Raw genomic sequence first — 24,833 nt, forward strand, 5'->3', positions numbered from 1 at the left:
TTCCGGGGAAGTTGGTGCCACAGTGGCACCACGTTCCTTACGGACAAAGGAGTAGCGCACGTGATCGTCCTCGGCATCATCCTCCTGATCCTCGGCCTGCTGGTCGACAGCCTGAGCATTCTCACCACGCTTGGGATCATCCTCATCGTCATCGGCCTCATCCTCGCCATCCTTGGCGCCACCGGCCGCGCCGTCGGCGGACGCAAGTACTGGTACTGACGACGCGGGGCAGCGCCCCGCGTCCACACACGACGGCCCTCGCCACCCACCTGTGTGGGTAATGGCGGGGGCCGTTGCCTGTGCGTCACTACAGTGCTCCTATGCCGTCGTCGTCCGTGGACCCCGAACGGCTCCTGGGGCTCGGCGCCACCCTCGAGAGCCTGCGCAGCGTGGCGCGTGCCGGCGCCGAGGAGGTGCTCGGGCACTTCCCCGAGGTGGGCGACCGCCCCACCCAGAACGCGCTCGACGGCCTGCTCGAGCAGCTCGCCGACACGTTGCGCGCCGTGGACGCCGAAGCCACCGAGCTGGCGGGCCGGCTGCGGATCGCCGCGACCTCCCAGCGGGCGACCGCCCTTCCCGCAGCCCCCGTCACCGACGACGTCTCGGCGCCGCCCAAGGGGCTGTTCCGGTGACCGCCGCGCTGCACGGTGACCCCGCTTCGTGTTCGCAGGTAGGCGGCTCGCTGCGACGGCTGGCGGCCGACCTGCGCTCGGCCGGCGCGGCCTCCGGGCAGGCGCACGCCCTGCTCGGCGAGGACTGGTCCGGACGCGTGGCCCGCAGCGTGGGTCGCCGCACCCGCACCCTGGTCGACGCCGCGACCGCGGCCACGGAGGAGCTCGACCGGGTGGGCGCCCTGCTGCAGGACCACGCGACGGACCTCGCAGAGGCGCTCCAGCAGGCTCGTGCCGTCGAGGAGGCGGCACAGCAGGCTGGGCTGGCCGTGGCGGACGGGAGGGTGGTGCCCCGCTGGGGTGTTGCCGGCGTCGCCGACGAGGAGGCCCTCGGCGTCCGCGAGGCCCGTCGCTCCGAGCTCCAGGCCCAGCTCGACCACGCCGTGCTCCAGCTGACCCGGCGGCGCGCCCGGCTGACCGCCGCCCTCGAGGCCGCGCGCTCGGTGCTGGCCCACCACTCGGCAGCGTTGCGCGAGTAGCCTCGGAGCTGTGCAGAGCGGCCCGCGCATCGACCTCAACTCCGACCTCGGCGAGTCCTTCGGCCGCTGGGAGCTCGGCGACGACGAGGCCGTGCTCGCCATCGTCACGAGCGCCAACATCGCCTGCGGCTTCCACGCCGGCGACCCTGCCGGGCTGCTGCGCACCTGCGAGCAGGCCGCTGGGCGCGGCGTCGTGGTCGGCGCCCAGGTGGCCTACCGCGACCTCGCCGGGTTCGGCCGCCGGTTCATGGACGTCGAACCCGCGGAGCTGACCGCCGAGGTGGTCTACCAGATCGGGGCCCTGCAGGGGATGTGCGTGGCCGCCGGCACAACCGTGCGCTACGTCAAGCCGCACGGCGCGCTCTACAACGCCGTCGTGCACCACGAGTCCCAGGCCGCGGCGGTCGTCGAGGCGGTCCGCCGCTACGACCCGACGCTGGCCGTGCTGGGCCTGCCCGGCTCGGTGCTGCTCGACCTTGCCCGCGAGGCCGGGATCCGCACCGTCGCCGAGGCGTTCGCCGACCGCGGCTACACCCCCGAGGGGACGCTGGTGCCGCGCACCCAGCCGGGCGCCCTGCTGCACGACCCGCTGGAGATCGCCCAGCGCACCGTGCGGCTGGTCACCGAGGGCAAGGTCACCGCCGTCGACGGCACCGACATCGAGCTGAGCGCCGACTCGGTCTGCGTGCACGGCGACACCCCGGGAGCCGTCGCCATCGCGACAGCGGTCCGCGAGGCCCTCACGGCCGCCGGGGTCGCGATCAGCCCCTTCATCGCATGACCGCACCCGCCGTGCACGCGTGCGGCGACACCGCCCTGCTCGTCGAGGTGGCCGACCTCGGGCAGGTGCTGGCCCTGCTCGAGGCCGTCTCCGACCGGCGTGAGGCAGGAGCCCTCACCCGCCTCGTCGACGTGGTGCCCGCCGCACGCACCCTCCTGCTCATCGGTGAGGGCCCCCCGCACCTTCCGGCGCTGCGCGAGCAGGTGCGCGAGCTCCTGGACGAGTGGCGACCGCCGGCGCCCGGCGCGCCCATCGCCACCCACGGTCCGCATGTGCGAATCATGGTGCGCTACAACGGCCCCGACCTCGACGCCGTCGCGTCGTTGACCGGCCTCAGCGTCTTCGAGGTGGTCCGCGCACACACGGGGACGGCGTGGACCGTCGGCTTCGGCGGATTTGCCCCCGGGTTCTCCTACCTCGTCGGCGGTGACCCCCGGTTGCGCGTTCCGCGGCACGAGGAGCCGCGCACCCGCGTGCCGGCCGGAGCAGTCGGGCTGGCCGGGGCGTTCAGCGGGATCTACCCCAGGCCCTCCCCCGGTGGCTGGCAGATCATCGGCGAGACCGACGCCGTGCTCTGGGACGTCGGCCGCGAGCCACCGGCGCTGCTCCGACCGGGTGCCACCGTGGAGTTCGTCGACGCCGACGGCGAGGGTATGCCGTGACGGTCACCTCGGGCGGGCCGGCCCCGGCGCTGCACGCCGAGCTCGAGGTGCTCGAGACCGGGCCCCTCTCCCTGCTGCAGGACCTCGGCCGCCCCGGCCTGGCGGCATACGGGGTCGGGCGATCGGGCGCGGCCGACCGGGGCGCGTTCCTCCTCGGCGCCCGACTGCTCGGCCAGGGACCCGGCCACGCCGCCGTCGAGGTGACCCACGGCGGGCTCGTGATGCGCGCCCGCGGGAGCGTGACCGTCGTGCTCACCGGCGCTCCGGCCCCCGCCTCCGTCGATGGACGTCCTGCGCCCCACGCCGCGCCCTTCCTCCTGCGAGCCGGGCAGACGCTTCGGCTCGGGCCGCCTGTCGCCGGGCTGCGCACCTACCTGTCGGTGCGCGGCGGCTTCGCCGTCGAGCCGGTGCTGGGTTCGCGCTCCACCGACATCCTCTCCGGCATCGGCCCTCCGCCGCTGCGCCCCGGCGACGTGCTGCCCGTGGAGCCGCCCGTGGGCGAGCCGACCGTTGACGTGGCCCCGGTGGCCCCTCCCACCGACGGCCTCGTCGTGCTGCAGGCCGTGTTGGGCCCCCGAGCCGACTGGCTGGCCGACCCCACGGCCCTGGGCGAGCAGACGTGGACGGTCTCGTCGCGCAGCGACCGGGTCGGCCTGCGCCTCGAGGGCACCGCACTGGCGTGGCACCCCGACCGGGCCGACGACGAGCTGCCGAGCGAGGGCGTCGTGCGTGGCGCGGTGCAGGTGCCCGCGGGTGGGCAGCCGGTGCTCTTCCTCGCCGACCACCCGGTGACCGGGGGCTACCCCGTGGTGGCTGTGGTCGTCGAGACCGATGTCGACCGTGCCGCGCAGGCCGTGCCCGGCCAACAGCTCAGGCTGCGCCTCCAGCCGCCCTAGGTCACAGCCGCGGGCCCGCCGGTGGCCCCGCCTGTGTCGGCGGGGTGTGGGGCGGGGTCACGCTGGCTCCTGCGCGGCGCGTCGGGCGAGGAGCTCGTCGTAGGAGCCCCGGGTGAGGTCCCATTCGACCCGTTCCCCGGGCGCGTCCTTGACGACCCGGCCGGCGTAGCGGCGGTTGTGCACGACCGTGTGGTGCCGCTCGCACAGCAGGGCCGCGTTGCCCAGGTTCGAGGGGCCGGCATCTGCCCAGTGCACGAGGTGGTGGGCGTCGGTCCACTGCGGCGGGGCGTCACAACCGGGGTAGGTGCACCCGCCGTCGCGGAGCCAGAGCCGCTTGGTCTGGGCGTCGCTGAGGTACCGCTTCTCCAGGCCCCAGTCCACGACCTCACCCCGACCGTTCAGCACGATCGGGATCACGGAGCCGTCGCAGCACAACCGGCGCACGGTCTCCGGGGCCAGGTGGGTGCCGGCGTCCAGCCCGCCCAGGGTGGTGGCCGCGCCTAGTCGGTTCCTGAGGTCGTCGTAGCTCATGGTCAGCAGCAGGGTGGTCTTGTTCGTCCTGCCCGCCTCGTCCCCGGCCGCCACCGCCCGCCGCGCCAACGTCACCAAGGCGTCGCCGCGGCGACGGTCGCTGCTGCGCAGGTCGCGTTCGCCGTCGACCGGCTTCGGGGCCGACAACGGCCCCAGCGCGGCCTCCAACGCAGCCTTGCCCTCGACGTCGAGGGTGAGCCGGTACTCGAACGTCTCCGCGCCGGTCTCCCGCGGCTGGGACAGGGAGATGAACGCCTTGCCCAGGTTCTGCTGGTCCTGCAGCACCCCCTGGCGTCCGTACCTGGCCAGCAGGGCGTCACGCAGCATCCGGCACCCGGACGGGCCGTGCTGCTCGGCCATGCTGACCAGGCCCTCGAGCACGTGGGGTTCGGCGCCCTCGGCCAGCAGCGGCCGCAGCTTGTCCGCCTCCGAGACGACCGCCGCCGCCGACCACACCGGCAGCCGGCCCGCGTCCACCGCCTCCTTCACTGGGGCGTTGACCCGCTTCTGGAACCCCTGCGCGACGCTGACGATGGTCCCCGCCCCACCGGCCCTCGTCGACGGCGCGTGGTGGCGCACCCACTGGGTCACCGTCATCGCCGCCGCCCCACCGGAGGTCTCCCCGCGGTCCATCGCCTCCCGCACCACCGCGACCCGCACCGCATCGCACGCCATGCCCAGCGCGTCGACCTCGCTCACCAGCCCGGCCAGCCCGTCGGGCCCGCCGCCCGACGGCGTCTGCCACAGCACCTCACCGAGCGCGGACAGGGAGGAGTGCGCAGCCGCGATCCGTTCGCGGTGCTCGGCCAAGGTCGGGCCGTGGCTCAGGTTCTCCTCCATGACCACAACATAGGGGCAAGCACCGACAGCCCAACTGGACCCGAAAGCGACGGCCACCGTTGCGGCGCAACGGATTCGACGGCATACAACAGCACGGTCTGCAAGCCGCGGAGCCGCGCCTGTGGACAACGTGACCACCCACGACGCCCTGTGGACAAGCAGTGCACGGCAGGCCGCGCAGGAGCCGGACACCCCGGCCGTGGTTACGATCGACGACGAACCCACCCGTCCCCAACGTCTGGAGTGTCAGTGAAGATCTCGCACACCGTCGAGTTCCCCGCCCCGCCCCACGAGGTCTTCGAGATGCTGGCGGAGCCGCGGTTCCAGGAGGCCAAGTGCGGTGCGACCGCGGCGCTCGAGCACGCCGTCTCGGTCGAGCTGTCGGGTGACCGCACCATCATCAAGACCGAGCGGGTCCTTCCGACGCACGGCTTCCCCGACTTCGCGAAGTCGATGGTGGGCGAGACCCTCAAGGTGGCCGAGACCCAGGACTGGGGTCCGGCGATGCCAGACGGCAGCAGGGAGGGGTCCATCAAGCTGCACATCCACGGCGCCCCCATCACGCTGGGCGGCAAGCTCCGGCTCCAGCCGGGCGGTGCGGGCACGGTCCAGCACATCGACGCCGACCTCAAGGCTCACGTGCCGCTCCTCGGGGGCAAGATCGAGAAGGCCGCGGCCCCGCCGATCGAGGCCGCCATCGAGATCGAGCACCAGACCGGCGTGAAGTGGCTGAGCGGCGAGCAGGGCTGAGCCACACGGCATACCGCGTCACACCCCGCACGGCCGGACACGGCGAGAGGGCCTGGAACCACTGCGGTTCCAGGCCCTCTCGGTATTCGCGGGCGCCCCGTCAGGGCGGCGCGCTCAGCCCATGTGCGGGTACTCGTGCGCGGTCGGCGGGTTGAACGTCTCCTTGATGGAGCGCGCCGAGGTCCAGCGCAGCAGGTTCTGCGCAGCGCCCGCCTTGTCGTTGGTGCCGGAGGCGCGACCGCCGCCGAACGGCTGCTGGCCCACGACGGCGCCGGTCGGCTTGTCGTTGACGTAGAAGTTGCCGGCGGCGAAGCGCAGGCGCTCGGTCGCGTCGGCGATGGCGACCCGGTCCTGGGCGATGATCGAGCCGGTCAGGCCGTAGGGCGCGAAGGCCTCCATCTGGTCGAGCACCTTGTCGTACTGGCGGTCGGGGTAGACGTGCACCGACAGGATCGGACCGAAGTACTCCGTCCTGAACGACTCGTCGGTCGGGTCGGCGATCTCGAGCACGGTGGGGCGCACGAAGTACCCCTCGCTGTCGTCGTACTTGCCGCCCGCGACCACGTCGACACCTGAGGTGGCGTGCGCCCGGTCGATCGCGGCCGCGTGCTTGCCGAACGCGCGCTCGTCGATGACCGCGCCCATGAAGTTCGACAGGTCGGTGACGTCACCCTGCTTCAGGCCCTCGGTGATCGAGACCAGGTCGGCCTTGATGCGCTTCCACAGCGACTTCGGCACGTAGGCCCGCGAGGCGGCGGAGCACTTCTGGCCCTGGTACTCGAAGGCGCCGCGGATCATCGCGGTGCGCAGCACGTCGGGGTCGGCGGAGGGGTGGGCGAGGATGAAGTCCTTGCCACCGGTCTCCCCCACCAGGCGCGGGTAGGTGCGGTAGGTGGTCAGGTTGGCGCCGACCTCCTGCCACAGGTGCTGGAACGTCGCGGTCGAACCGGTGAAGTGGATGCCCGCGAGGTCGGGGTCGGTGAGGGCGACCTTGGAGACGTTGATGCCGTCGCCGGTCACCATGTTGATGACGCCGGGCGGCATGCCGGCGGCCTCGAGCAGCTCGAGGGTCAGCTGAGCCGCGAACTGCTGGGTCGGCGACGGCTTCCACACGACCGTGTTGCCCATCAGCGCCGGGGCGGTCGGCAGGTTGCCGGCGATGGCGGTGAAGTTGAACGGGGTGATCGCGTAGACGAAGCCCTCGAGCGGGCGGTGGTCGGTGCGGTTCCAGATGCCCTTGGAGTTGAGCAGCGGCTGCTCGGCGAGGATCTGGCGCGCGAAGTGCACGTTGATGCGCCAGAAGTCGATGAGCTCGCAGGCCGCGTCGATCTCCGCCTGGTAGGCGGTCTTGGACTGGCCCAGCATGGTCGCGGCGTTGAGCCGGGCGCGCCACGGGCCGGAGAGCAGCTCGGCGGCCTTGAGGAGGATGGCGGCGCGGTCGTCGAAGGAGAGCGCGCGCCAGCCGGGGGCGGCGGCCTTGGCGGCGTCGACGGCCGCGCGGGCGTCGTCGACGGTGGCGTTGCGCATGGTGCCGAGGACCTTGCGCTTGGCGTGCGGCTGGCGCACGTCGATCTTCTTGCCCGTGCCCATCACCCGCTTGCCGGCGATGGTGTGCGGCAGGTCGATCCGGTCGCTGCCGAGCTCGGCGAGCGCCACCTCGAGGGCGGCCCGCTCGGGGCTGCCGGGCGCGTAGTCGAGCACCGGCTCGTTGACGGGGGCGGGCACCTGGGTGACGGCATCCATGGGGGGCTACTCCAGACAAGTCTCTCGGCGGTGAGTGCGCCCCTATGGTGTCACGTATGCCGCCACTGGAGTTTCCGCCCGAGCTCACCGTCCACGACTTCGGGGGGCCGGAGGGAGCCACCACGCTGGTGCTCATGCACGGGCTCACCGACTCCGGCGAGTGCTGGACCGACGCGGCGGCCCGGTGGGTGCCGCGCTACCGGGTGCTCGCCTGGGACGCGCGCGGCCACGGGACCTCGGCGCGGTTCACGCGTGAGCAGCTCGACGCCGGAGTCGGCGAGACGATGCTCGCCGACGCGGTGGTGCTGCTCGAGGCCCTGCGCGAGCAGGGGGTCGAGCGACCGGTGCTCGTCGGCCACTCGATGGGCGGCGGCACCGCCGGCTCGGTCGCGGCCACCCGGCCCGACCTCGTGCGCGCCACGGTGCTCGAGGACCCCGCGCTGGGCGAGGACCCCACCGAGTCGATGGACGACCGGCTGCTCGTGGGCGACCAGCGGGTGACCGACGCGCAGGAGTGGCACGACGACCCGGAGGGGGCACTGGCCAAGGGGATGGCGGACAACGAGGGCTGGCCGCCCTCGGAGTATGCCGGCTGGGCCAGGGCCAAGACCCGGACCGACCTCGCGATGCTCGCCACCGGCCAGGCGCGCGTCCGCCGCACGTGGCAGGAGGTGGCGTCCGAGATCGCCGTCCCGTCACTGGTGCTCACCTGCGACGACCCGCTGCTGTGGGACGACGCGAGGCGCGACGAGCTGCGGGGCCTGGGCAACCCGAACCTGCAGGTGGAGAAGGTCGACGGAGCCGACCACTGCATCCGCCGGTCGAAGCCGGACGCCTTCCACCGCCTGGTCGACCCGTGGCTGGAGCAGCACGCGTGAGCTCACCGCTCGCCGTACGCGAGCTGGGCGGGACTATGCCGCCTCGACGAGCGGGAACGGCACGGTGAGGATGCCGGCCCGCACCTTGAGGTGGTAGCGCGTGCGGCCGCGCTTGACCACCTCGCCGACGACGCCGTAGTACTTGCCCGGCGCCAGGCAGCGGGCCCGGGTGCCGGGTGCCAGACGAGCCACCGCCTTCGTGCCTGCCGGGCCCGGCTGGCGCGACTGCCCCAGGGCAGCCCCGGCCCCACCCCAGAGGTCGGTCGCGGGGGCCCGTGCCGCCGCGGCCTCCGCCTCCCGCCGCCGCACGGCGGCCAGCTGCGCTTCGTAGGACGCCGACATCGCCACGGCGCGGCCGCGGTGGGTCCACGCGAAGAGGTGGCGCAGGTCGAACGACGGCCGGCATCGGGAGCAGGACTGGGGCCGCTGCGGACGGCGGTGCCGGTGCACCTCGTGCCCGGCAGGGCAGGTGCCGAGCCAGTCGCCGGCCACCTTCGGCGCGTCGGGGGGCACGCACCGCTGCCCGGTGCACCCGATCTTCACAGCGGTGGCCCGCCACACCTCGTCGTGGCGGTGCTTCGGCCCCACGAGGGCGTGCGCGATCTCGTGGAGGATGGTGTCGCGCACGTCGGCCTCGGAGTGCAGCCGCGTCAAGGGGCCGCTCAGGGTGATCAGCCGCTTGCCGTAGTGGCACGCGCCGGCCCTGGTCTTGGCGCGGTCGAGAGCCACCGTCCAGCCCCGCAGCCCGTGCGCGGCGACCAGGGTGCGAGCCAGGGCGAGGGCGTCGCGGGTCTGCATGGGCGCCTCCTGGTGGGCCGGGGATGACAGACCCTGAACTCTAGGCGGACCCCCCGACAACGATGGTTCGAGCTCGCCGGGCGGCGCCCGTGATCGCGGCTTGGGCCTCCTGCGCCAGCGCGGTGGCCTCCTCCTGCGAGCCCGCGATGGCCGTGAGCCCGCACCTGCCGTCGATGCCCAGCCCCGACAGCATGTGCAGCACGACCCCCGACCTCGTCGAGTCGGAGAAGTCCACCCGCGCCGCAGCGACCGCGTCGATGGCCGCATCGGCGCGCAGCCCCACCCAGGCCGGGTCGAGCAGGTTGTCCGTCGAGGAGTAGCACCGGACCCCGCCCTGCTCGGGCAACCACTGGCCGTGGACGGGGTCGTAGCGACCGGGCACGAGGTGCCGCAGGGCCGTCAGCGGGTGGGTGGTGCCGCCCTTGCGCAGGTTCACCTCGATGGCCAGCACGTCCCACTCCTCCCGCCGCACTGCCACGAAGTCCACGCTCAGGCGCCCGCGGGCACCCAGCGCGGCCAGCCGGGTGCCCACGGCGTCGGCGTAGGCGGCCAGCACGCCGGTGTACTCGGGGTTCGCCGGGAAGGTGCACCCGGCATACACCTGGCCTGTCTCCCCGGAGAGCACCTGCTCGTGGGTCGCGGCCACCGAGACCGACCCGTCCGGGGCCACGTCGACCTGCGCGCTGGGACTCGCGAAGGGCTGGCCGGACACCAGCTCCTCCACGACCCCGCCGCCCAACAGGTCGAGGCGGTACCACTGGGGGATGGCCTGCTCCAGCAGCTCGGCGAGGGCAGGACCGTTGACCGCCCGCCCCCCGAGGTCGCGGATGCCCACCACGATGTTGCCCTCGCCCGAGCCGCTGTTGTCGTGCTTGATGACCACGCCACGGGCGTTCGGGCAGGTCTCGATGATGTCGGTGACGGCATCAGCCACCTCCTCGACCGTGCGCACGCCCTCGCGACCAGCCGGGACGGGGACACCGCTCTCGCGGAAGATGCGACGCCCGGCGCTCTTGAAGGCCACCGGCCACAGGTCGGGAGGCGTGCCGTTGAGCGGCAGACCGAGCCGCTCGGCGACGGCGACCTCGGTGGTGGTGACGTTCCAGGGCTCGATCATCGCCGGGCGCCCGGCCACGACCTCACTGATGCGCGACAGCGCCAGCGGGTTCTCGAGCAGCTTCTCGGCCACGGGCCGGGCCGACAGGTCCTCGACCGCCACGACGTGCACCCGCGCGCGCACGCCGGCCTGCAGGTGCGAGGGCACCAGGCCCGCGTAGTAGTCCAGGACGGCGGGTCCGGGGTGGGTGGAGCAGACGAACACGAGCTCGCAGCCGGGGACCCGGGCGAGCATGAGCATCTCGGTCAGGTACCGGTGCTCCAACGACAGCAGGCGCGGCCCGTAGTGCTTGAGCATGCTCTGCGAGACGTTGAGCGAGGGCAGCACGACCACGACGTGCTCGGCGGTGCACCCGGGCCGGTTCAGGCCCCAGACGGCACCGAGGCCGTCCTGCAGGACATGGAGTGGGTCCATGTGCCCTCCAGCTTCTACATGAGACGCGCGACCTCGTCGAGCTCCGTCGCGTCGTACCAGAGCAGGTCCTCCGCCCCGTCCGCGTTCGGGAGCTCGTCGATGTGGAAGGAGACGATGTGCCGAAGCGGCACCGCCTCCCCCACGTCAACGGACGAAAGGGCACCAGCCTCCCCGCCCGCCATCACCGAGTCCGCCTCGACGTCGGCCGCCGCCACCACCCGCTTGGCGCCCGGCGTCTCCCTCAGCTCCGAAGCCGCCTCGACTGCGTCGCACAGCGCGGCGTACTCCCACTCCTCCTCGTCCCCCGTCGGCAGTGAGCGCTCCAGCCGTGCCGTCACCGCGAAGGCAGCCAGCGGCGTCCCGGTGAGCGTGCGCGTCCGGCTCAGCTCGCGCAGGCGCGAGGCGTTCAGCGGCACGTAGACCCGGGTCTGGCTCATCCCACATCCTCGAAGTCGGTGGCGTCCGGCAGGGGCGCCGGGTCGCGCAGGGAGTGCGCCGATGTTCGCAGGGACGTCTCGATGACGCGCGGCCGCCGCCCCACGTCCATGAGGTTGGCGCCGAACGCCTCGAGGTCCTCCTCGCCCGGACCGAGCACGGTGACGTGGGTCCCCTCCCGGTGCACCCGGCGCAGCTCGCGCAGGCAGCGCTGGGTCACCCGGTTGCGCCACTGCCGCTCCACCCGGGTCCTCCAGTGCTTGGGCGCGTCCCGGACGAAGCTCACCGAGGGCGCCAGCACGTAGACCTCGTCGAGGCCCAGGCCGGCCATCAGGTCGAGGTTGGTCGACGACCACGCCCCGCCGTCGATGTAGCGGCGCTCGCCCAACCGCACCGGCTGGTACCAGCCCGGGATGGCGCACGAGGCCATCACCGCCGACGACAGCGGCGCGGGAGGAGCGCCCTCGCGGCCGAACGCCACCCGCTGACCGGCATCGAAGTCCAGAGCCACGACGCACACGCCGTCGCGGGGCGCCCAGGCGTCCCCCGCCACCCAGGAGACGAGCGCCCCGACCGCCTCGATGCTGCCCCGGCCCTCGGGCACGATCGCGGACAGCACCGCGGTCGGCGGGAGCTGGCGCAGCTGGCGGGCGTTGGCGCGCAGCAGCTCGGGCGAGCCGAGGCTGACCCGCGGCCGCGGCGGCCGGTCGCCGCCGGTGTCGCGGTGGTAGTCCCACTCGTAGCCCGCGAGCGGCCCCACGTCGATGGTCCCCTCGAGCTGGTGGCGCACGAGGTCTCCAACCGAGACCCCGCAGCCGAGCAGCGCCGTGAGCACGGCGCCGGCCGATGTGCCGACGTACTCGTCGAAGTGACGGGCGTCCATGCCCAGCTCGTCCTCGAGCGCCTTGAGCGCCCCCACCATCCACGCCGCGCCGAGCACGCCCCCGCCGCCCAGCACGAGCCCCCGCCGAGGGCGTCCGGCGTCGGTGGGAACGAGCTCGGTGCTCACGGCGTCCCGCCTACCGCTGACTCGACTTGCTCTCGAGGAGCTCGCCGAGGGAGTCGACGACTCCCTGGCCGAGCACATCGATGTCGGGCATCGCGTCGCGGTCGGCGTTGAGGCCGTAGTAGACCCCGCCGTCGTAGGAGGTCAGGCCGATCGACAGCCCCTGTCCCTTGGCGAGTGGCATCACCGGGTAGGTGGCCACCATCTTGGCGTCACCGGCATACAGGGCCTGCTGCGGACCGGGGACGTTGGTGATGACGACGTTGAACAGCCGCCGCGACACGGCGCTGCCGAGGCGGGCACCGAGCGAGTGCAGCGTGGGCGGGGCGAAGCCCGCGAGCTCGGCGAGCGAGTCGGCACCCACGGCCTGCCCGCCCTCCATCTGCTGGCGCATCGCGAAGGCGATCTGGTGCAGCCGCATGGAGGCGCCCGGCTCCCCCACCGGCAGGTCGACGAAGCACGCCTTCAGGCGGGTACCAGCATGGTGCGTCTGCTCCTCGTCGTAGACGCTGACCGGCACCATCGCCCGCACCGTCGTGCCCGAGTGCACGGCCTCGCCGCGCGTGAGCAGCCACGACCGGAAGGCGCCGGAGATCGTCGCCAGGATGACGTCGTTGATGGTGACGTCGTCGGCGTAGTTGCCGCGGGCCAGCTTGCTGCGCACCTTCTTGTAGTCGTCGAGGTCCGTGCCGATCATCACGTAGCGGCGGGCCTCGCCCACCGAGGCGTTGAGCGGTGAGGTGGGCGCCGGGCGGGTCGCGGTGCGCGCGAGCGTCGACACGACGTGGCCGGCTGCCGACAGGGCCCTGCCGCCGACGGCCTTCAGGTCGACGATGCCGCCCCGCACGTTCTCGACGATCTCGCTGGGGCGGCGCACGGCGTCGACCAGCGCACCGGTGAGCAGCTCGATGTCGCTCGGCTCGTGCGACGGCCGCCACGTGTCGGTGACCAGGCCCTCGGCCGCCGGGTCGTCGTCGACGATGACGTGGGCGATGTCGACGGCGTGCACCCCGTCGACCAGCGCCTGGTGCGACTTGGTCACGATCGCGAAGCGTCCGTCCTCGAGGCCCTCGACGAGGTAGACCTCCCACAGCGGTCGGTGGCGATCGAGGGGACGCGGCTGGATCCGGGCGACGAACTCCTGCAGCTGCTCGTCGGTGCCCGGGCGGGGCAGGGCCGACCGGCGCACGTGGTAGGTGACGTCGAAGTCCTCGTCGTCGACCCACACCGGGTTCGCCAGGCGCCCGGGGATCTGCCGGATCCGCTGCCGGTACCGCGGCACGAAGGCGATGCGCTGCGAGATGAGCTGCACCAGACGGTCGTAGTCGAAGCCGTCGTCCGGAGGGTCGAACACCATGACCGAGCCGACGTGCATGGGCGTGGTCGCATCCTCCAGGTAGAGGAAGGACGCGTCGAGCGAGCTCAGGCGGTCGGGCACGCGTCCATGGTGTCAGATCGCGCTGTCTAGACTGCAGCGCGTGACGAAGATGACCCTCTCAAGGGGCACCTGGTATGCCGCGGGGGCGGCGCTGGCGCTCGCCGTCACCGCCTGCGGGGAAGGCTCAGGCTCGCCTGCCGCGAGCGGCAGCCCGAGCCCGTCGGCCACCTCGTCGAGCCCGGCCGCCAAGGACACGACGCCGCCGTCGGCCAAGACCCCGACCACTCCCCCACCCCCGAGCGACACCCCCGCGGGCCGGACCATCGAGGTCACCATCACGGGCAAGAAGGTCACCCCGGCTCCCGCCACGATCGACCTCAAGGTCGGCGAGAAGCTCACGCTCGTCGTCACCAGCGACCACGACGACGAGATCCACGCCCACGGGTTCGACGTCACCGGCACGCTCGAGGCCGGGAAGCCCTCGACCGTCACGGTGACGGGCACCGAGCCGGGCGTCTTCGAGGTCGAGACCCACGAGCCGCCCCTGATGCTCATGAGGATCGCCGTCCGATGACGGCTCTCCCGACGGTGCTGCCGGCGCACGGTGTGGGCTCGCGGCAGGACCTGCCCCTGCCCTTCGACCTGCTGCTCATCGGCGCCGGCCTGGCCCTGGCGATCTCGTTCGTGGCCCTCGGCGTGCTGTGGAAGCAGCCCCGACTGCACCGCACCGACGGCCGCCTGCTGCCCCCGGCACTGGCCCTCGCCCTCGACTCCCCCTTCGTCCGGGGCGTCTTCGCCGCCCTCTCCCTGGCCCTGACGGCGTGGACCCTGCTGGCGCTGTTCTTCGGCAAGGACGACGCCAACAACCCGGTCCCCTACGTCGTCTACGTGTACCTGTGGGTCGGCCTGGGCCTGTTGTCGTTGGTCTTCGGGCCGATCTGGAGGGTGCTCAACCCGGTGCGCCAGCTCCACCGCGGCGTGCTGGCCCTGGCCCGGGTCCCACCGGACTTCTCCCTCGCGCCCTACCGCCTCGGCTGGTGGCCGGCCGCCCTGGGCCTGTTCGCCTTCACCTGGCTCGAGCTCATCGCCCCCGACAACACGACCCTGCCCGTGCTGCGGGTGGCCATCGTGGGCTTCCTGCTCGTCTCGCTGCTGCTCGCGCTGGTGTTCGGCCGCGACTACTTCGCCACCGGCGACCCGTTCGAGGCCTGGTCGGGTCTCTACGGCTCGCTCAGCCCGCTCGGCCGCCGGGCCGACGGACGGTGGGTGCTGCGCACGCCCCTGCACGGGCCGAACGAGATCGCCGCGCGCCCCGGGCTCGTCGCCACGACGTCGGTCATGCTCGGCGGCACCGCCTACGACGGGTTCTCGTCCGAGACGTGGTGGTACACCTTCGTGCAGTCCTCCGACCTGCCCGGCCGGCTGTGGCAGACCCTGGCCCTGGTCGTGCTGTGCCTGCTCGTGGCCGGGATGCTCTGGGCCGCCGCTGCGTTCTCGGCGCTGCTCGCCAAGATGCCGGCGCGCGGCCTGGCCACCGCCTTCGCCCCCTCGTTGGTGCCCATCGCGGCGGGCTACCTCGTCGCGCACTACTGGTCGCTGTTCGTCTACGAGGGGGTCAACGGACTGGCCAAGCTGTCCGACCCGCTGGGCTCCGGCGCCAACTGGCTGGGCACCGCCGGGCTGGAGCCGAGCCTGGCGCTGATCGAGCCGACCCTCGTGGCGACCATCCAGGTCGTCGGCATCATCACCGGCCACCTGCTCGGCGTCGTCGTGGCGCACGAGCGTGCCGTCGCCCTCTTCCCCCGCCGGGTCGCGGTCACCGGCCAGGTGCCGCTGCTGGTGCTGATGGTGCTCTACACCGTCGGCGGCCTCACGCTGCTCTTCTCGGCGTAGGACACGGCGACGCCGACCGCACCGTCAGCGACGGCGCCGGCCTCCAGCCGGGTCGGGTGCGGCGACGCCACACCGGGCCGCCACGGCGGCCATCGCGCGGCGCAGCTCGGACTGCGGCGCGAACTCGAGCAGCGTCCTGCCGGCGAACAGGGCCCCGTCGAGCGTGTGCTGGTCCCAGGGCAGGAAGAGCAGGTCGTCCATCCCCGAGAACCGGCTCAGCGCCTCACTGATGCGCCGCTCCGGCCGGCTGCCCACCGCCGAGGCGCGCACCCTGTTGACCACCACCTGGGGTTTCGGCGAGGGGATGCTGCCCACGTCCTGCACCGCGCGCACCAGTCGCTGGAGCCCGATCGGGTCGGCGCTGCCCACCACCAGCAGGTCGTCGGCCTGCTCCAGCGCGGTCAGGGTGGCGGCGTTGCGGCGGGGCGCCAGGGTGTCGTAGCTGAGCTCCTCGTCGTCCTCGATGGCGAAGCCGCAGTCGACGACCACGACCTCCGCCAGCTGCCGCGCGACGGTGAGCACGTGCTCCACCGCCGGGGCGCGCAGCTCCGGCCACCGCTCCGCACGGGGTATGCCGGTCAGCACCCGCAGGCGCGGGCTCACCTCGGGCGCGAGCCGGGCCAGCGCGGGGAGGTCGAGGGCACCCTGGTCGGCTGCGCGGGCTGCGGCCGCCATGCCCGGCGCCTCGTCGAGCAGGGAGAGGGCCTGAGCGATGGACGAGCCATAGGTGTCGCAGTCCACGAGGAGCGTGCGCGAGCCGGCGGCGGCCGCCTCTGCCGCCAGGCCGAGGGCCACCGTGCTGCGGCCGGGCGCACCGGTGGGCCCCCAGACCGCGATGAGGCGGCACTGCTCCACGGGCCGCCACGTGTCGCCGTCCAGCTGTTCGCCGAGGCCCTCGCGGTCGCCGTCCGGACTCGCACCGGGCTCGCCGGTGCCTGGCTCGGATCCCGGGGCCTCGGCCGCCTCGAGCCCGACGAGGGCGTCCTCGATCTCGTGGGGTGCGGCGTCGGCCCGCACCACGACGTGGAGGCCGAGCTGGCGCAGGTGCCGCTCGGCGGCCTCGTCACCCGGCGCAACGGCGCCGGCCGCACGCACCCCGTGGCTCGCGAGGTGGTGCAGCGCCGCCCGGTCGAGGGCGCGCAGGTCGGCGGAGACCACCGCGACGTCGGCCAGCCCTGCCGAGGCGGCGGCGAGCAGGTCGGCGAGGTCGGCGCACCGGCGCACGACCGTCAGCCCGGGGGCCGACTCGAGAGAGGTGACGAGCTCGCTCTCCCACTGGTGGCTGACGGCGGTGAGGACCGCCGTGCTCACTGGTCCCCGCCCAGAGGTGACCCGGGCACCGGCACGAGGGTGACCCTGGCGCCGAGGTCGACGTCGCCGATGAGGTCCCGGATCCGCTCCGTGGGCACCATCACCTGCACCGCGCGCTCGGCCTGCGAGCCGCTGAGCCGCCCACCGGTCTGTGGCAGCCCGGCCACGGTGGCCGACTCGAGCGCGAGCCGCGCGCCCTCGAAGTCGCGCCCTGCCGCGTCGCCCTCGGGGTTCACCGGGTTGACGTAGACGTCGACCACCGAGCCGACGACCAGCGGTGCGGCCGAGCGGGAGTCGACGACGAGGGTGAGCGGTTGGAGGTCGACGTCCTCCTTGCTGCCGATCGCCGACAGGGGTACCAGCTCGCCGGGACGGACCTCGCGCAGCACGTGGGCGCCGGGCGGCAGGGGCGACGAGGCGGAGAGGTAGCGCTCCGCGCGGTCCCCGAGCTGGACGTCGACGCGGGTGAGCCGATCCGCGCTGAGCGGCTGGCCGGGGACCAGCTGGCCCGACGCGGCATACATCGGCACGCGGTCGTCGGCGGCCGCCACGGTCAGCGACCCCAGCACGGTGGCGGCGAGGACCAGCAGGATGCCGACCAGCAGACGCGTGTCCCTCCACGACGGCTTCTGTAGGCGCGCGGCCCTGGGCGTGGCGATGTCGGGCACGACGTGGCTCCCCCTTGCTGACTGGCTGCGGTCTGGTGCGTCATCATGGCGCACCGGGCCACGCTGCGGTTCGTCCAGTCCACAGTGGCGGGGATGTCCACAGGTCTTGACCGTTCAATGCGGTGAAATCGCGGTGATGCGAGACTGACGGCAATCAGCAGACGCAGCCGAACGCTTATGGTAAAAATTTGGTCAAGGACAGGTAACCTCCTGTCCAAGGGAAAGGCAGGGGCAGCCGTGACCAAGCGCTTCATCCAGCTCTCGGAGGTCTCCGAGGTGCTCGATATCTCCTCCGCCCAGGCATACGCCCTTGTCCGCTCCGGCGAGCTGCCCGCCATCAAGGTCGGCGGCCGAGGGCAGTGGCGCGTCGAGGTGTCCGAGCTCGAGAGCTACATCCAGCGCATGTACGACGAGACGAAGAGCTTCGTGGCGGCGCACCCCTTCGGCCAGAACCCGGAGTGAGGCGGGCGCGCCATGCCCGCGACCCTCGACTCGACCCTACCCGCCCCTCGCCGGGCGGGTCCGCTCATTCCAGGGAGGCCGGAGCGCCGGCCGGGCGCAGGCACGCCACGGCCGAGAACGGCACGAGGAGCCGGCCCGTGACGTTCGCGGAGCGCCTGGGCTCCTCAGGCGCGTGCTCGCTGAGGTCGAAGCAGTCCGACCCGACCGCGTCGATGGTGCCGGTCGCCACGGCGCCGGCCACGTCGGTGAGAGCCACGACCGCACGGTCACGACTCAGCCCACGCAGGGCGTAGCCGAGGCCGAAGCGCCTGCCCAGGGCCGACTCCGATGCCCGGGCGCCGACGCCCGTCACGGCTGCCACTGCCGCCAGCGGCACCAGGGCGGCCCGCCCCAGCTCGCCGCCGAGCAGCAGCCACCCGTCGCCGACGTCGGCCACGACGCCGGCCAGCGGCGGGCCGGCGACCAGGCGCAGGCTCACCGAGTCACCGACCGAGGCGGCCAGGCGCTCGTACAGCCCCACGGTCGCCCGCTCGCGCCGCGTGCGGTCCGCGACCTCCTGGTCGAGGTCGCGGCGAGCCTCCGCCTCCCACTGCCCCTCGAGGTCGGCGAAGAGCCGCTCCCAACGCATGACACCCCCCGATCTGTCGCCGGCCCGTGGCGGCCTCCGCGCCCCGCCGCTGCGCTCGAAGCCTAGCCTCGCGAAAGCACCCCTTGCCAAACGCAGGCAAACGTGCCTGACTGCACCTGAACGCAAACGAAGGCAAACGAACACTGGGGGCACCAATGCAGGGAGCGCAGATCGGCAGGGTCATCGGAGCGGGCGTCGGCATTCCTCTCGCCGGGGGCTGGCTGGGCGTGGTGGCGGTGTCGCTGGTCCGGGAGGTCGGGGCACCCACGCCCGCGAGCCCGCAGCAGGCCCTGACCCTGGTGGTGGCGCTCGGCGGGGCCGTGGTCGCGGCGTGGCTGTGGGCGGGCCTGGTCCTCGCCCTGCTCGGTCACCTGCCGGGGCGGGTCGGGCTCTGGTGCCGCCGGGCGGCGGAGCAGAGCGCGCCGCGAATGGTGCGCCGCCTCGCGGCGGTGGTCGTCGGCGCAAGCCTGGCCGGCGCCCTCGCACCCGGCACCGCCCTCGCCGAGGGCACCGGGACCTCCGCCGCCGCCGGCACGGCCGCGTCGCCGGGCTTCCGGGCCACTGGTCTGCTGCCCAGCCCTCTCGCCCACACCCCCACATCCAGCCCCACCCCCACGTCCGCCTCCGCACCCGCCCCTTCGTCCACCGCCCCGTCACCCGGATTCGGCTCCTCCCCCGTGCCCCCTGAGAAGCCGTCCGCTGCCGGCAGCGAGGTCCCTGCGCCGCCCGCGCCGGGATGGACCCCGAGCCGCCCACCGGTGCGCCCCCAGCCGTCGACCCGGCTGGTGGCGACCGCGCCACCGGCCGGGGAGCGCCTCGATGCCGTCGTACGCCGCGGAGACACCCTGTGGGACCTCGTGCGCCACCACCTCGGCCCCGAGGCGACCGACGCCGAGGTCGCAGCGGAGTGGCCACGCTGGCACGAGGCGAACCGCGCAGTCATCGGGCCCGACCCCGGCCTCCTCCTGCCGGGCCAGGTGCTCCGCGTGCCCGTCGCGACCGGAGCCCTCCGGTGAGCGCGGCGAGGAACCCCGCGGCGGAGGCAGGAAGCAGGCCCGCACGTCCGGGCCCTGCGCTGCAGCCGATCCGGGTGCTGCCCATCCCGCAGCCGCGCCCTGCGCTGCTGCCCCAGGCCACCCCCGCCGGCTCCGGCGCCCTGCCGCCCGACGGCGCGCGGGGCGGCCCCCGCTACATCCAGGACGCCTTGGCGGTGGACTTCGCCTCGGCCAGCGACGAGCAGCTCTTCGGGCCGCAGGCCACCGGCCGCAGCGGGCTGCCCGACCCGGTCCACTGGGCCGGGCACCTGGCCCAGGCGGTGGTCGAGGTGATGTCGGGCCTGCGGCAGCCGCCGCAGATCCTGCGCTGGACCACGCCCGAGGTCTATGCCGTGGTCGCGCGTCGCGGGGCCGTCTCGGCGCGCCGCGGCTCGACGGCCGCCCGCCGCGCCGTGGTCCGCAGCGTGCGGGTGTGCGAGCCCGCCGACGGGGTCGCCGAGGCCTGCGCGGTGGTGCTCGACGGCCCGCGCGTCAGGGCGCTGGCGATGCGGCTCGTCGGCGTCGACGGCCGCTGGCGCATCGAGGCGCTCCAGGTCGGCTGACCAGCTGAGGGCGGCCGAGCAGCTGGGGCAAAGGTGAACGCGCCGGCTGCTGCCGGCGCGTTCACCCTGCTGTTAGGGGGGACCCTCAGGCCTTGGCCCCGTGGCACATCTTGAACTTCTTGCCCGAGCCGCAGGGGCAGGGCGCGTTCTTCGGGGTCTCGTCGAGCTGCTCCTGCGTCAGGGTCGCCCCGGTGGAGCCCACGTCGCGGACCTCGACGCCGCCCTCGGCGGTGGGAGCCGAGTAGTGCAGCTGCGAGGCGCGCACCGGCTGCTCGAGGCCCTTGGCGCGGATCGCGATGCGCTCGCGCTCGGCCCGCTCCTCCTCGCTCTCCCCCGCGGGGGCGGCGGCGAGGACGTCCTCGCCGACCGGAGCGGCCTCGGCCGCCGGGCTGGGCTCCTCGGCTGCGGTGGGGATGCCCGAGCCGGCCAGCATGTCGGAGACGCTGACCGGAGCGACGGCCGGAGCCGGCTTCTCCACCTCGACGTTGACGTTGAACAGGTAGCCGACGGACTCCTCCTTGATCGACTCCATCATCGCCTGGAAGAGCTGGAAGCCCTCACGCTGGTACTCCACGAGCGGGTCGCGCTGGGCCATCGCGCGCAGGCCGATGCCCTCCTGCAGGTAGTCCATCTCGTAGAGGTGCTCGCGCCACTTGCGGTCGAGCACGGACAGCACGACGCGGCGCTCGACCTCGCGCATGACCTCGGCGCCGAGCTCCTCCTCCCGGGCGTCGTAGGCGTGGTGGGCGTCGGAGAGCAGCTGCTCGCGCAGGACGTCGGCGGTCAGGGCGCTGCGGCCGCCCGCGGCCTCCTCGACCTCCTCGGGGGTGACCGACACCGGGTAGAGCGTCTTCAGCGCGGTCCAGAGGCGATCGAGGTCCCAGTCGTCGGGGAAGCCCTCCGCCGTCTCGGCGTCGATGTAGCCGTTGACGACGTCGTTGACGAAGTGGCGGATCTGCTCGTGCAGGTCCTCGCCCTCGAGCACCCGGCGGCGCTCGTCGTAGATGACGGTGCGCTGGCGGTTGAGGACGTCGTCGTACTTCAGGACGTTCTTGCGGATCTCGAAGTTGCGGCCCTCGACCTGGCCCTGCGCGCTCTGGATCGAGCGGGTCACGAGCTTGGACTCGATCGGGACGTTGTCGTCCATCTTCGCGGTCGTCATGAACCGGTCGACCATCGCCGCGTTGAACAGGCGCATCAGGTCGTCCTGCAGGGACAGGTAGAACCGGGACTCGCCCGGGTCGCCCTGACGGCCGGAGCGACCGCGCAGCTGGTTGTCGATGCGGCGCGACTCGTGGCGCTCGGTGCCGAGCACGTAGAGGCCGCCGAGCTCGGTGACCTCGTTGTGCTCCGCGGCCACGGACTCCTCGGCCTTGGCGAGCGCGTCGTCCCAGGCGGCCTCGTACTCCTCCGGGGTCTCCACCGGGTCGAGGCCGCGCTGCTTGAGAGTGGCGACGGCCATGAACTCGGGGTTGCCGCCGAGCATGATGTCGGTGCCTCGACCGGCCATGTTGGTGGCGACGGTGACGGCGCCCTTGCGACCCGCCTGGGCGACGATCGCGGCCTCACGCTCGTGGTGCTTGGCGTTGAGGACCTCGTGCGGGATGCCCTTGCGGCGCAGCTGGTCGGAGAGGTACTCGCTCTTCTCGACGCTGACGGTGCCGACGAGCACGGGCTGACCCTGCTTGTGCTTCTCCACGATGTCGTCGACCACCGCGGAGAACTTGGCCTCCTCGGTGCGGTAGACGAGGTCGGCCTGGTCCTTGCGGATCATCGGCCGGTTCGTCGGGATCGGCACGACGCCCAGCTTGTAGATCGAGTGCAGCTCGGCCGCCTCGGTCTGGGCGGTGCCCGTCATGCCCGAGAGCTTGTCGTACATGCGGAAGTAGTTCTGGAGGGTGATCGTGGCGAGGGTCTGGTTCTCGTTCTGGATCTCGACGCCCTCCTTCGCCTCGATCGCCTGGTGCATGCCCTCGTTGTAGCGGCGGCCGGCGAGGAGGCGGCCGGTGTGCTCGTCGACGATGAGGATCTCGCCGTTCATGACGACGTAGTCCTTGTCGCGCTTGAACAGCTCCTTGGCCTTGATGGAGTTGTTCAGGTAGCCGATGAGCGGCGTGTTGACCGACTCGTAGAGGTTGTCGATCCCGAGGTAGTCCTCGACCTTGGCGATGCCTGCCTCGAGCACGCCGACGGTGCGCTTCTTCTCGTCGACCTCGTAGTCGCCCTCGCCGGACTCGAGCTCGCCGCGCTTGAGCATCTTCGCGATCTTGGAGAACTCGGTGTACCACTTCGTCGCCGCGTCGGCCGGGCCGCTGATGATGAGCGGGGTGCGGGCCTCGTCGATGAGGATGGAGTCGACCTCGTCGACGATGGCGAAGTGGTGGCCGCGCTGGACGAGCTCCTCCATCGACCAGGCCATGTTGTCGCGCAGGTAGTCGAAGCCGAACTCGTTGTTGGTGCCGTAGGTGATGTCCTTGGCGTACTCGGCCCGGCGCTGCTCCGGGGTCATCGAGGCCAGAATGCAGCCGGTCTCGAGGCCGAGCAGGCGGTGCACGCGGCCCATGAGCTCGGACTGGTACTCCGCGAGGTAGTCATTGACGGTGACGACGTGCACGCCCTTGCCGGTCAGCGCGTTGAGGTACGACGGCAGCGTCGCGACGAGGGTCTTGCCCTCACCGGTCTTCATCTCGGAGACGTTGCCGAGGTGCAGGGCGGCGCCACCCATGAGCTGCACGTCGAAGTGCCGCTTGCCCAGGGTGCGCTTGGAGGCCTCGCGCACCGCGGCGAAGGCCTCGGGCAGGATGTCGTCGAGGGTCTCCCCGTCGGCGAGGCGCTTGCGGAAGACATCGGTCTCGGCGCGCAGCTCGGCGTCGGTCAGCTTCTCGAAGTCCTCCTCGATCGCGTTGACCTGGGCAGCGACGCCCTGCAGCTTCTTGAGGGTGCGTCCCTCACCAGCTCGCAGCAGCTTTTCGACGATCTTGACCACGCAGTATCTCCTGGAGTTTGCGGCCGTCCTCGTCAGACGGCCCCGCCTAGGTTAGTCGAGTCGGTCGGCGCGGTGTGACCCCCCACACCATGCGCCCCTCAAGGCGCAACGCCCCGGCCCCGCGGGCCGGTTCCCACCACCGTATGCCGGGTGGCCGGCACGCGGGCGCCGCTCAGGACTGCGGCGCGCCCTCGAGCAGGTGCTGGTAGCCGGGGTGGCGCCCGATCCAGGCCCTGATGAACGGGCAGACCACCTTGATGCGACGGTCTCCGCGCTGGATGGCGTCGTCCAGGACGCCCTTGGCGAGGGCGGAGCCGACGCCCTGCCCCTCGTAGGCGGGGTCGACCACGGTGTGGGTGAACGTGATCACCGTCGAGGTGAGGGTGTACTCCGCGAAGCCCGCGAGCGCGCCATCCACGTGGGCCTCGTACCGGCCGGCCTCGTCGTTGCGGGTGATCACGGTGTCGGTGTGCGCCATGGGTCCCATTCAACACACCCGTCAGGCGTGCCGCTCCCCGGCGCCCTCGAGAGCCGGCCGCGGCTGCGGACCGGCGGGCCCCCTGCCTGCGCCCGTCGTCCGGGCGATGGCCAGGCAGGCGGCGGCGGCGCCGAGGCAGAGCGCGCCGGCCGTCAGCCAGGCGGCCAGGTACTCCCCTGTCGAGCTGCGGACCCAGCCTGCGTAGCTGGCGGCCACCCCGGCGCCGACCATGTGCGAGGCGAAGACCCAGCCGAACACGACGCTCGATCGCGCGACGCCGAAGTGCCGACGGCACAGGGCGATGGTCGGCGGCACCGTGGCCACCCAGTCGAGCCCGTAGAAGACGATGAAGAGGAACAGGTTGGGGTGCACCTGCGGGCCGAGCAGCGACGGCACGGCCAGGAGCGCCAGGCCACGCAGGCTGTAGTAGCCGAAGAGCAGGAAGCGCGGGTCGACCCGGTCGGTGAGCCAGCCGGAGGCCACGGTGCCGACGATGTCGAAGATGCCGACCAGGGCCAGCAGCCCGGCCGCGGTGGTCTGCGGCATGCCGTGGTCATGAGCGGCGGGGATGAAGTGGGTGCCGATGAGGCCGTTCGTCGACCAGCCGCAGATCCAGAAGGTGCCCACCAGGATCCAGAACGTGCGGCTCGCCAAGCTGTCGCGCAGGGTCTGCACCGCCATCCGGGCGGGTGAGGCCGCCCGCGGCGCGATCAGCGCCTGGCTCTCCCCCATCTCGTGCGGCTGCGCCCCGAGCGGGTGGGTGCCGACGTCGTGCGGGTGGTCGGCGACGACGAACAGCACCACGGGCACGAGGAGCACGGCCGCCACGGTGGTGACCAGCGCGGCATACCGCCAGCCCGGCCCGGTGGCGAGGGCAGCGATGCCCGGCAGGAAGACCAGCTGGCCGGTGGCGTTGGCAGCGCCGAAGATGCCGGTCACGAGCCCGCGCCGGTTCTCGGCGAACCAGCGGTTCGCGACGACCGCCCCGAGCACGAGCGCCATGGCCCCGGTGCCGACGCCGACCGCGAGGCCCCAGAGCAGCCACAGCTGCCACGCCTCGGTCATGACGAGGGTCAGGCCGCTGCCGGCCGCCACGAGCAGGAGCGCGCCGCTCACCACCCGGCGGATGCCGAACCGCTCCATGAGGGCTGCCGCGAAGGGTGCGGTGAGGCCGTAGATGACGAGGTTGGCGCTGACGGCTCCGGACGTGGTGGCCCGGGACCAGCCGAACTCGCTCTCCAGCGGCTCGAGCAGCGCCCCCGTGGACGAGCGGAACCCGGCCGCCGCCACCAGGGCCCCGAGCACGACCAGCGCCACCCACCAGGCACGGTGGAGGCGGCGACGTCGACCGGCGGTGGTGGGCACCGGCGGAACATAACGCGCACCACCGGTGGGGCGACAGGCGTATCCGGCCAATGAGCGGCAGGATCC

26 protein-coding genes are annotated in these 24,833 nt (G+C 73.0%); 13 read left to right on the plus strand and 13 right to left on the minus strand.

Annotated elements, in window-relative coordinates:
* Nucleotides 1-60: 60 nt before the first annotated feature.
* The 6 genes from P2F65_RS15430 (at nt 61) to P2F65_RS15455 (ending at nt 3,489) form a co-directional block, all read left to right on the plus strand.
* Nucleotides 61-219, plus strand: a complete 159-nt coding sequence (locus P2F65_RS15430; RefSeq protein WP_275809614.1) for a DUF6131 family protein — start codon at nt 61-63, stop codon at nt 217-219.
* Nucleotides 220-320: 101 nt separating this feature from the next.
* Nucleotides 321-632 carry a hypothetical protein gene (locus tag P2F65_RS15435; RefSeq protein WP_275809617.1) on the plus strand — a complete coding sequence of 104 codons (312 nt, stop codon included), beginning with the start codon at nt 321-323 and terminating at the stop codon, nt 630-632.
* Nucleotides 629-1,150, plus strand: a complete 522-nt coding sequence (locus P2F65_RS15440) for a hypothetical protein (RefSeq protein ID WP_275809619.1) — start codon at nt 629-631, stop codon at nt 1,148-1,150. The genes P2F65_RS15435 and P2F65_RS15440 overlap by 4 nt, the downstream gene beginning before the upstream one ends.
* A 10-nt stretch (nt 1,151-1,160) precedes the next feature.
* Nucleotides 1,161-1,931, plus strand: a complete 771-nt coding sequence (locus P2F65_RS15445) for a 5-oxoprolinase subunit PxpA (protein ID WP_275809623.1) — start codon at nt 1,161-1,163, stop codon at nt 1,929-1,931.
* The gene (locus P2F65_RS15450; RefSeq protein WP_275809626.1) at nt 1,928-2,593 is read left to right on the plus strand and encodes an allophanate hydrolase subunit 1; all 666 of its coding nucleotides are present in this window, start codon (nt 1,928-1,930) and stop codon (nt 2,591-2,593) included. Before P2F65_RS15445 ends, P2F65_RS15450 begins: the two co-directional genes overlap by 4 nt.
* Complete coding sequence (locus P2F65_RS15455; protein WP_275809629.1) at nt 2,590-3,489, plus strand: biotin-dependent carboxyltransferase family protein; 900 nt, start codon at nt 2,590-2,592, stop codon at nt 3,487-3,489. The genes P2F65_RS15450 and P2F65_RS15455 overlap by 4 nt, the downstream gene beginning before the upstream one ends.
* 57 nt (nt 3,490-3,546) lie before the next feature.
* Here the strand turns inward: P2F65_RS15455 and P2F65_RS15460 are convergent, their stop codons facing one another.
* Nucleotides 3,547-4,860: an HNH endonuclease signature motif containing protein gene (locus P2F65_RS15460; RefSeq protein ID WP_275809632.1), complete on the minus strand. Its 1,314-nt coding sequence runs from the start codon at nt 4,858-4,860 to the stop codon at nt 3,547-3,549.
* Nucleotides 4,861-5,109: 249 nt separating this feature from the next.
* Between P2F65_RS15460 and P2F65_RS15465 the strand changes: the two genes are divergently transcribed.
* A complete protein-coding gene (locus tag P2F65_RS15465; protein WP_275809635.1) occupies nt 5,110-5,610 on the plus strand; it encodes a DUF2505 domain-containing protein in 501 nt (166 codons plus the stop codon).
* 114 nt (nt 5,611-5,724) lie between these two features.
* Here P2F65_RS15465 and pruA read toward each other — a convergent pair whose 3' ends face one another.
* Complete coding sequence (gene pruA / locus P2F65_RS15470; protein WP_275809638.1) at nt 5,725-7,353, minus strand: L-glutamate gamma-semialdehyde dehydrogenase; 1,629 nt, start codon at nt 7,351-7,353, stop codon at nt 5,725-5,727.
* Nucleotides 7,354-7,409: 56 nt separating this feature from the next.
* Here pruA and P2F65_RS15475 point away from each other — a divergent pair, with 56 nt between their 5' ends.
* The gene (locus P2F65_RS15475) at nt 7,410-8,231 is read left to right on the plus strand and encodes an alpha/beta hydrolase (RefSeq protein ID WP_275809641.1); all 822 of its coding nucleotides are present in this window, start codon (nt 7,410-7,412) and stop codon (nt 8,229-8,231) included.
* A 33-nt stretch (nt 8,232-8,264) separates the two neighbouring features.
* Here the strand turns inward: P2F65_RS15475 and P2F65_RS15480 are convergent, their stop codons facing one another.
* The 5 genes from P2F65_RS15480 to P2F65_RS15500 are packed head-to-tail and all read right to left on the minus strand — an operon-like array spanning nt 8,265 to nt 13,439.
* Nucleotides 8,265-9,029, minus strand: a complete 765-nt coding sequence (locus tag P2F65_RS15480; RefSeq protein WP_275809644.1) for a SprT-like domain-containing protein — start codon at nt 9,027-9,029, stop codon at nt 8,265-8,267.
* Nucleotides 9,030-9,069: 40 nt separating this feature from the next.
* Nucleotides 9,070-10,560: a hypothetical protein gene (locus P2F65_RS15485; RefSeq protein WP_275809647.1), complete on the minus strand. Its 1,491-nt coding sequence runs from the start codon at nt 10,558-10,560 to the stop codon at nt 9,070-9,072.
* Between the two features lie 14 nt (nt 10,561-10,574).
* On the minus strand, nt 10,575-10,997 hold the full coding sequence (locus tag P2F65_RS15490) for a hypothetical protein (protein WP_275809650.1): 423 nt from the start codon (nt 10,995-10,997) through the stop codon (nt 10,575-10,577).
* Complete coding sequence (locus tag P2F65_RS15495) at nt 10,994-12,004, minus strand: patatin-like phospholipase family protein (RefSeq protein ID WP_275809653.1); 1,011 nt, start codon at nt 12,002-12,004, stop codon at nt 10,994-10,996. Before P2F65_RS15495 ends, P2F65_RS15490 begins: the two co-directional genes overlap by 4 nt.
* Nucleotides 12,005-12,014: 10 nt before the next feature.
* Nucleotides 12,015-13,439, minus strand: coding sequence for a wax ester/triacylglycerol synthase family O-acyltransferase (locus P2F65_RS15500; protein WP_275809656.1), 1,425 nt, complete (start codon nt 13,437-13,439; stop codon nt 12,015-12,017).
* A 40-nt stretch (nt 13,440-13,479) separates the two neighbouring features.
* Here P2F65_RS15500 and P2F65_RS15505 point away from each other — a divergent pair, with 40 nt between their 5' ends.
* Nucleotides 13,480-13,953, plus strand: coding sequence for a hypothetical protein (locus P2F65_RS15505; RefSeq protein ID WP_275809659.1), 474 nt, complete (start codon nt 13,480-13,482; stop codon nt 13,951-13,953).
* Nucleotides 13,950-15,272: a hypothetical protein gene (locus tag P2F65_RS15510; protein ID WP_275809662.1), complete on the plus strand. Its 1,323-nt coding sequence runs from the start codon at nt 13,950-13,952 to the stop codon at nt 15,270-15,272. The genes P2F65_RS15505 and P2F65_RS15510 overlap by 4 nt, the downstream gene beginning before the upstream one ends.
* 24 nt (nt 15,273-15,296) lie before the next feature.
* Here the strand turns inward: P2F65_RS15510 and P2F65_RS15515 are convergent, their stop codons facing one another.
* The gene (locus P2F65_RS15515; RefSeq protein WP_275809665.1) at nt 15,297-16,583 is read right to left on the minus strand and encodes a hypothetical protein; all 1,287 of its coding nucleotides are present in this window, start codon (nt 16,581-16,583) and stop codon (nt 15,297-15,299) included.
* Nucleotides 16,580-17,251, minus strand: a complete 672-nt coding sequence (locus P2F65_RS15520; RefSeq protein WP_275809667.1) for a hypothetical protein — start codon at nt 17,249-17,251, stop codon at nt 16,580-16,582. Before P2F65_RS15520 ends, P2F65_RS15515 begins: the two co-directional genes overlap by 4 nt.
* 237 nt (nt 17,252-17,488) lie before the next feature.
* Between P2F65_RS15520 and P2F65_RS15525 the strand changes: the two genes are divergently transcribed.
* Nucleotides 17,489-17,713 (plus strand): helix-turn-helix domain-containing protein, encoded by a 225-nt coding sequence (locus P2F65_RS15525; RefSeq protein ID WP_141777395.1) that lies wholly within the window; start codon nt 17,489-17,491, stop codon nt 17,711-17,713.
* A 64-nt stretch (nt 17,714-17,777) separates the two neighbouring features.
* On the opposite strand, the gene P2F65_RS15530 is transcribed toward P2F65_RS15525, so the two are convergent.
* Nucleotides 17,778-18,341, minus strand: coding sequence for a hypothetical protein (locus tag P2F65_RS15530; RefSeq protein ID WP_275809674.1), 564 nt, complete (start codon nt 18,339-18,341; stop codon nt 17,778-17,780).
* A 155-nt stretch (nt 18,342-18,496) separates the two neighbouring features.
* On the opposite strand from P2F65_RS15530, the gene P2F65_RS15535 reads away from it, so the two are divergent.
* The gene (locus P2F65_RS15535; RefSeq protein WP_275809677.1) at nt 18,497-19,357 is read left to right on the plus strand and encodes a hypothetical protein; all 861 of its coding nucleotides are present in this window, start codon (nt 18,497-18,499) and stop codon (nt 19,355-19,357) included.
* Nucleotides 19,354-19,938 (plus strand): Rv3235 family protein, encoded by a 585-nt coding sequence (locus P2F65_RS15540; protein WP_275809679.1) that lies wholly within the window; start codon nt 19,354-19,356, stop codon nt 19,936-19,938. Before P2F65_RS15535 ends, P2F65_RS15540 begins: the two co-directional genes overlap by 4 nt.
* An 85-nt stretch (nt 19,939-20,023) precedes the next feature.
* Here P2F65_RS15540 and secA read toward each other — a convergent pair whose 3' ends face one another.
* The 3 genes from secA to P2F65_RS15555 form a co-directional block, all read right to left on the minus strand.
* The gene (gene secA, locus P2F65_RS15545; RefSeq protein WP_275809683.1) at nt 20,024-22,924 is read right to left on the minus strand and encodes a preprotein translocase subunit SecA; all 2,901 of its coding nucleotides are present in this window, start codon (nt 22,922-22,924) and stop codon (nt 20,024-20,026) included.
* A gap of 172 nt (nt 22,925-23,096) precedes the next feature.
* Nucleotides 23,097-23,402, minus strand: a complete 306-nt coding sequence (locus P2F65_RS15550) for a GNAT family N-acetyltransferase (protein ID WP_275809686.1) — start codon at nt 23,400-23,402, stop codon at nt 23,097-23,099.
* A 21-nt stretch (nt 23,403-23,423) separates the two neighbouring features.
* The gene (locus P2F65_RS15555) at nt 23,424-24,767 is read right to left on the minus strand and encodes an MFS transporter (RefSeq protein ID WP_275809689.1); all 1,344 of its coding nucleotides are present in this window, start codon (nt 24,765-24,767) and stop codon (nt 23,424-23,426) included.
* Nucleotides 24,768-24,833: the final 66 nt, after the last annotated feature.

The organism is Knoellia sp. p5-6-4, from assembly GCF_029222705.1.
In the GTDB taxonomy this organism is placed as follows: domain Bacteria; phylum Actinomycetota; class Actinomycetes; order Actinomycetales; family Dermatophilaceae; genus Pedococcus_A.

Bases quoted from the DNA above. Each gene is read 5' to 3' on its own strand.
- P2F65_RS15435 (WP_275809617.1), top strand. From the start codon at position 321: ATGCCGTCGTCGTCCGTGGACCCCGAACGGCTCCTGGGGCTCGGCGCC.
- P2F65_RS15450 (WP_275809626.1), top strand. From the start codon at position 1,928: ATGACCGCACCCGCCGTGCACGCGTGCGGCGACACCGCCCTGCTCGTC.
- P2F65_RS15460 (WP_275809632.1), bottom strand. From the start codon at position 4,860: ATGGAGGAGAACCTGAGCCACGGCCCGACCTTGGCCGAGCACCGCGAA.
- pruA (WP_275809638.1), bottom strand. From the start codon at position 7,353: ATGGATGCCGTCACCCAGGTGCCCGCCCCCGTCAACGAGCCGGTGCTC.
- P2F65_RS15475 (WP_275809641.1), top strand. From the start codon at position 7,410: ATGCCGCCACTGGAGTTTCCGCCCGAGCTCACCGTCCACGACTTCGGG.
- P2F65_RS15480 (WP_275809644.1), bottom strand. From the start codon at position 9,029: ATGCAGACCCGCGACGCCCTCGCCCTGGCTCGCACCCTGGTCGCCGCG.
- P2F65_RS15485 (WP_275809647.1), bottom strand. From the start codon at position 10,560: ATGGACCCACTCCATGTCCTGCAGGACGGCCTCGGTGCCGTCTGGGGC.
- P2F65_RS15490 (WP_275809650.1), bottom strand. From the start codon at position 10,997: ATGAGCCAGACCCGGGTCTACGTGCCGCTGAACGCCTCGCGCCTGCGC.
- P2F65_RS15510 (WP_275809662.1), top strand. From the start codon at position 13,950: ATGACGGCTCTCCCGACGGTGCTGCCGGCGCACGGTGTGGGCTCGCGG.
- P2F65_RS15530 (WP_275809674.1), bottom strand. From the start codon at position 18,341: ATGCGTTGGGAGCGGCTCTTCGCCGACCTCGAGGGGCAGTGGGAGGCG.
- P2F65_RS15535 (WP_275809677.1), top strand. From the start codon at position 18,497: ATGCAGGGAGCGCAGATCGGCAGGGTCATCGGAGCGGGCGTCGGCATT.
- P2F65_RS15550 (WP_275809686.1), bottom strand. From the start codon at position 23,402: ATGGCGCACACCGACACCGTGATCACCCGCAACGACGAGGCCGGCCGG.